This window comes from Spirulina subsalsa CS-330 (genome assembly GCF_028330765.1).
GTDB lineage: Bacteria > Cyanobacteriota > Cyanobacteriia > Cyanobacteriales > Spirulinaceae > Spirulina > Spirulina subsalsa_A.
Map to the genome: position 1 here is coordinate 1 of NZ_JAQMTY010000220.1, position 5012 is coordinate 5012.

Genomic DNA, 5012 nt, shown 5'->3' on the forward strand with positions numbered 1-5012 from the left:
AATCCATCCCCATCACCGAGTCCCTCACCGAATCCCAGTCCCTCACCGAATCCCAGTCCCTCACCGAATCCCAATCCCTCACCGAATCCCAATCCATCCCCATCCCCCCGACCCTCGCCCCCCGTGTTACCGCCGCCACCGGGGACGAACGGGGGAGGGAGTCCGGGCAATGATGGTACTGCTGAGGCGACGGAATTTATGGCGATCGCAGCAAATCCGACGCTGCCCAGTTTTACGAATGCCTATGGGGAAACGGTGCAGCGGGATGTACCGGATCAGCTTGCCACAGTGCGCAGGGCGGAACAGAAATTAGCGATCGCGCAATATCTCGCGCCGTTGGGGTTAACGTTGACCGAGCCGCTCATTTTAGATGTGGTGGTGATTATCGATGCCACAGGACGCGCCGAAGTGTTGCCCGACAAAACAACGGTGCTAGCGGGATCGCTAACACCGTCACAGGCGGGAGCCGTAGCGGCCAAAATTATTGAAACCTGGCAATTCAATCCAACGTTGGATCAAGGTCAGCCGAAAGCCTTTGACTACACGATTCGGTTAACCCTGCGCCCCTTAGCGTGAGGTGAGAGCGCTTTCGTCGTCGGATTGCAGCAGACTATTCAACAAACTGGAAATAAACGAGAGCGCCAGGGAACCGAAGAGCGCCGGGAAAAAGCCCGCCACGGTAAAACCGGGGGTGAGATAACCCACTAAACCAAAGGCAATCGCATTCACCACCAGCAAAAACAAACCCAACGACAACACCGTCAGCGGCAGGGTGAACAACACCAAAATCGGCTTCACCACCGCATTCACAATCCCAAAAACCGGAGCCGCGATCAACGCAGAGGTCAACCCCGCCATGCTCAAACCGGGAATCAACCACACGGTTAAAAGCACCGCTGCCGCTGAAACTAACCACGTCACTAAAAATTGCACCATAGGAACCTCCCAAATTAGTATGAGCAGTGTGCGATCGCGGGGATCTTCTGCCCTTTTCCTAACGGTATCAACTTTCTCCCTCGGTGCGCCCCTCGTAATTTCCGAACCGGAGCACCATCGGACGCAGATGGACAAGGGGCTAATGAAACTTAAGAAAATAATCCGGTCATTCCGTAGTGCGAGCATCTTGCTCGCTAGGGGTTTAGAACCTGACGTTATTTCGTGGCAGGTTCCGGGGGTTTGAGATAGCTGACGGTGAACTCAACGGAGGCTTGGCAGGATGTGCCGGGGTCGAGATAGACGAGCTTGTCTTTGCTGTTGAGGGCGTTGCGGGGGGCGCTCCAGGGTTCGAGGCAGCAGTAGTCTTTACCTTTAACCGTCCAAAAGACGAGGGTGGAATAGATATCGGAATAGCGCATTGTTAATTTGACGTTATGCCGATGGTTGGTCATGCTCGCTGTGGGGCGTTGGACGGGGAAAAGCGCCACATCCACTTCCTCGGCATCAACGTCAAAACTGCCGGAAAAACTGCCCATGGTTTGGGTGATGTGGTCTTGTTTTTGGGGGGCGGGAATGTCGAAGCTGAGGCGTTTTTTGTCTTGGATGTTGAAGTAGGGATGTAGGCCAGTGGCGAAGGGCATCACATCATCGGAATGATTGATAAAGAGTTGATTAATTTTGAGGGAATTGCCTTTGAGGAGGTAGGTGAATTGGAGTTCAAAATCAAAGGGGTATTGGGCGCGGGTTTGCTCGGTGCTGCGGAGGGTGAGGATGAGTCCTGCGCCGTCGGAGGTGATGCGATCGCTCACCTCCCAGGGCAGATCACGGGCAAAGCCATGCTGCTTGAGGTGATAGGACTTACTTTTGTGGACGTAGAGATCGTTGGGTAAATTGCCACAGATGGGGAACAGAATCGGGATGCCGCCGCGAATACTGAGGCTCGGATCGGCAAAGCGATCGCGATCGAAATAAAGAAAATTTTGTCCCTGAATTCGCCATGCGGTAATAATCCCACCCCGTTCCGGCACTACTTCTAGGCGAGCTTGGGCCGATTGATCCGACAAAATATAGGTGGGATATAACTCTTGTTTCAGCGCAATGGTAAACATGGCGTTTTTTTGTTCCTCACACACAACGATGGACACCGCCCCCAGCCTGAGACTTTCCCTGAAAACGAGATTGGGTTTTTCGTGAACGGTTTGGGGTGATCCCATTGTGTCATTGACCTGGGATCTTGGGCCGTCCTTTTTTAAGACTTGTGATCATAATCACCCTGGCAAAATCCTGATATCAATCTCACGAGGGAAAAATCCGGATATGCTGAGTCTGTACAGGAAACTACTCAGGGTGCTTGTCCTATGATCCACTCACTGGTCAAGTCTGCATTTGAAACAGGGTGTATTAGTGTTGCCTCAGAAAGCTTGATTTTACAGCTTTTGATGCATCACAGTTGCCAACCGACCGATCTCCAAGCGCTGCGATCGCTCACTCAAGCGATCGAAGGGGGCAAGGTAGAACGGGAAAGCCTCGGCACATCGATGATTCCCGCCCATTTAGAGGTGGCGATCTAACACGCTCCTTGTTCCAACGTGCATTTATCACGAAAAGAGACGTTCCGGTGAACGTCTCTTTTCGTGGGTAGGTACGCTCTGGGGGAGGGTAGCCCCTGTGTATAACTAGGGAATTTCCGATACCGGGTTAACGAAGGGCATCAAAGAGATCAAAGAGTTCGCCGAATTCGTAGGCATCGACGCGGTGTAAGAGGGATTGCGCGATCGCATCATGTTCCGGTGCCAACGACGCGATCAGGGTTTTCATCTCTTCCGCACGTCCCACTTGTACCGCCTCATAGAATTGGTTGCGCCAGGATGGGGGTAAAGCGCGTAACGCGGCTGGGGTGAGTTGTGGGGAATCCGGAACCGGGGGCGGTGAGGGGGACGATGAGGAAAATTGAGCGCCGAGGTATTGCTGAAGCAGTTGGATCAGGTCTTCGCCCCGAAAGGGTTTACTCAGCACGGCTTGAAAGCCTTGGGTCAGCAAGAGATCGCGGTCTTGCTCAAAGGCGCTCGCCGTGACAGCAATGGCGAGGGGTGGCGAGTCGGGGGCTTGGCTGTAAATGGCTTGGAGGGCGCGATCGCCGTCTAATTTTGGCATCCGAATATCCATAAAAATCAAGTCCGGGCGATGGGCGTGCCATTGAGCGATCGCCGCTTCCCCATCCACCGCCTCAATCACCTGAAATCCCCAATTTCTCAACAAACTTCCCAGCAATAACCGATTCACCGGATTATCTTCCGCCACCAAAATCTTGTACTGGGGTTGACCCGGTAGCAGCGTCATGGTCAAGGGTTGCTGAGTCTGAGGGTGGGATGACTCCTCTTGCAGTTTTGCATCAATAGTGAACTGAAACTCGGTTCCCCGTCCCACCTCACTATCCACCGTCAAAACCCCCCCCAACATCTCCACAAACTGATAACTAATCGCCAAACCTAACCCCGTTCCCTCCTGCTGTTGCCGGCCACTGTGAGTTTGCATAAACATCTCAAAAACATGGTCTAGCTCTGCCTCATCAATTCCCACCCCCGTATCCATCACCGTAAAACGCAACCGACAATCATCCAACGCACAGCGATCGCCTTTTCCGTCCACGCTCACCCGCAAAGCCACTGATCCAGAAGCGGTGAACTTAATCGCATTATTGAGTAAATTGATTAAAATTTGCTGTAATTTTACACCATCAGTTTGGATCAAACAGGGTACATTTTCATCGTGTTCAACGCTGAAGTTAAGACCCTTTTTCGTTGCCTTCGGCGCGAGCATCGTGTTTAGATTGTGCAATAAATCATGTAAATTAGTGGTGCTAATGTTCAAGATCATTCGACCTGCTTCAATTTTAGAAAGGTCGAGAATTTGATTGATCAGATTCAGTAAATATTCACCACTGTTGGTAATGGTTTGTAAAAACATCCGATCTTGATCCGACAGGTTCGGGCTGGACATTAATAACTGCGGATAGCCCAAGATGGCATTGAGGGGGGTGCGCAGTTCGTGGCTCATGTTGGCGAGAAAATTGCTCTTGCCTTGGTTGGCGATTTCTGCGTTTTCTTTGGCCTGTTGTAGTTTGGCTTCGAGGGCTTTGCGTTGGGTAATATTTTGCACTTGGGCAATGAAATGGCGGGGGCTGCCGTCACGATCGCGGATCAGGGCGATGGAGAGCAGGCCCCAGACGATCGCACCTTGGCGGTGGAGATAGCGTTTTTCGAGATTGTGGATGGCGGCTTGTCCATTGAGCAGTTGCTGAACCTGGCGGATGCTCAGATCAAGATCATCGGAGTGGGTAATGTCGTCGATCAGGCGTTCGGTTAGCTCGGCTTCGCCGTAGCCGAGCATTTCACAAAAGGCCGCGTTGGCTTCGATGATCTGGCGGGATGTGTTCACTAGCACTGTCCCCACTGCCGAATAGAGAAAAATCCCCCGAAAGCGAGATTCAGAGGCTTGGAGGTCTTGGGTGCGCTGGGCGATCGCAGCTTCAAGTTCGGCATTGTAGCGATTGAGAAGGGCTTCGGCTTGTTTGCGATCGCTAATATCCTGGAAAACATTCACCGCATACTTCACCTCGCCCCGCTGGTCTAAAATCGGAGCCGCATAGACCTCAAGGGGCACACGTCGCCCCTCGATCTCTACTTCCATATCGTCCACCTGAGACGATTGGCCCGCCAACGCCTGAATAATCGGCAAACGTTCCGTCGGATAAAGCTGATCTGTCCCCGACTGATACACCCGATACCGTTGGCTCATCTCCTCCGGAGCCGCATCGGGAGTCTGGTGGCCAAACAGCTCCCGCCCCCGCTGATTGATCAACACCAAACGCCCAGAGGGATCAAACACCCCCACCCCCAGCGGCATATTGTTGATAATTGCCTCAAGTTGGTGCTCGTTTTCCGTAATCGTCTCAAAGGATTGACGCAACTGCTGCTGCATATCAATAAAGGTTTGACTGAGGCGATAGATGCTACCTATCCCCATCGGCTCCATCGGAATATCTAGGGTTCCGGCGGCGATCGCCGCCGCATGAC

Annotated in this window: 5 protein-coding genes; 2 read left to right on the forward strand and 3 right to left on the reverse strand. The window is 52.7% G+C overall.

Features of this window, described 5'->3' with window-relative positions:
- Positions 1-123 precede the first annotated feature (123 nt).
- On the forward strand, positions 124-576 hold the full coding sequence (locus PN477_RS15260; protein WP_272147402.1) for an energy transducer TonB: 453 nt from the start codon (positions 124-126) through the stop codon (positions 574-576).
- Here PN477_RS15260 and PN477_RS15265 read toward each other — a convergent pair.
- Both PN477_RS15265 and PN477_RS15270 read right to left on the reverse strand, forming a co-directional pair.
- Positions 568-936, reverse strand: a complete 369-nt coding sequence (locus PN477_RS15265) for a phage holin family protein (RefSeq protein ID WP_272118322.1) — start codon at positions 934-936, stop codon at positions 568-570. The two genes, PN477_RS15260 and PN477_RS15265, sit on opposite strands and share 9 nt — an antisense overlap.
- Positions 937-1151: 215 nt before the next feature.
- The gene (locus PN477_RS15270) at positions 1152-2045 is read right to left on the reverse strand and encodes an aldose epimerase family protein (protein WP_272118321.1); all 894 of its coding nucleotides are present in this window, start codon (positions 2043-2045) and stop codon (positions 1152-1154) included.
- Between the two features lie 249 nt (positions 2046-2294).
- Here PN477_RS15270 and PN477_RS15275 point away from each other — a divergent pair, with 249 nt between their 5' ends.
- The gene (locus tag PN477_RS15275) at positions 2295-2507 is read left to right on the forward strand and encodes a hypothetical protein (protein ID WP_272147403.1); all 213 of its coding nucleotides are present in this window, start codon (positions 2295-2297) and stop codon (positions 2505-2507) included.
- A 127-nt stretch (positions 2508-2634) separates the two neighbouring features.
- Here PN477_RS15275 and PN477_RS15280 read toward each other — a convergent pair.
- Positions 2635-5012: PAS domain S-box protein (locus PN477_RS15280; RefSeq protein WP_272147404.1), on the reverse strand; the 2378-nt coding region annotated here is incomplete at its 5' end.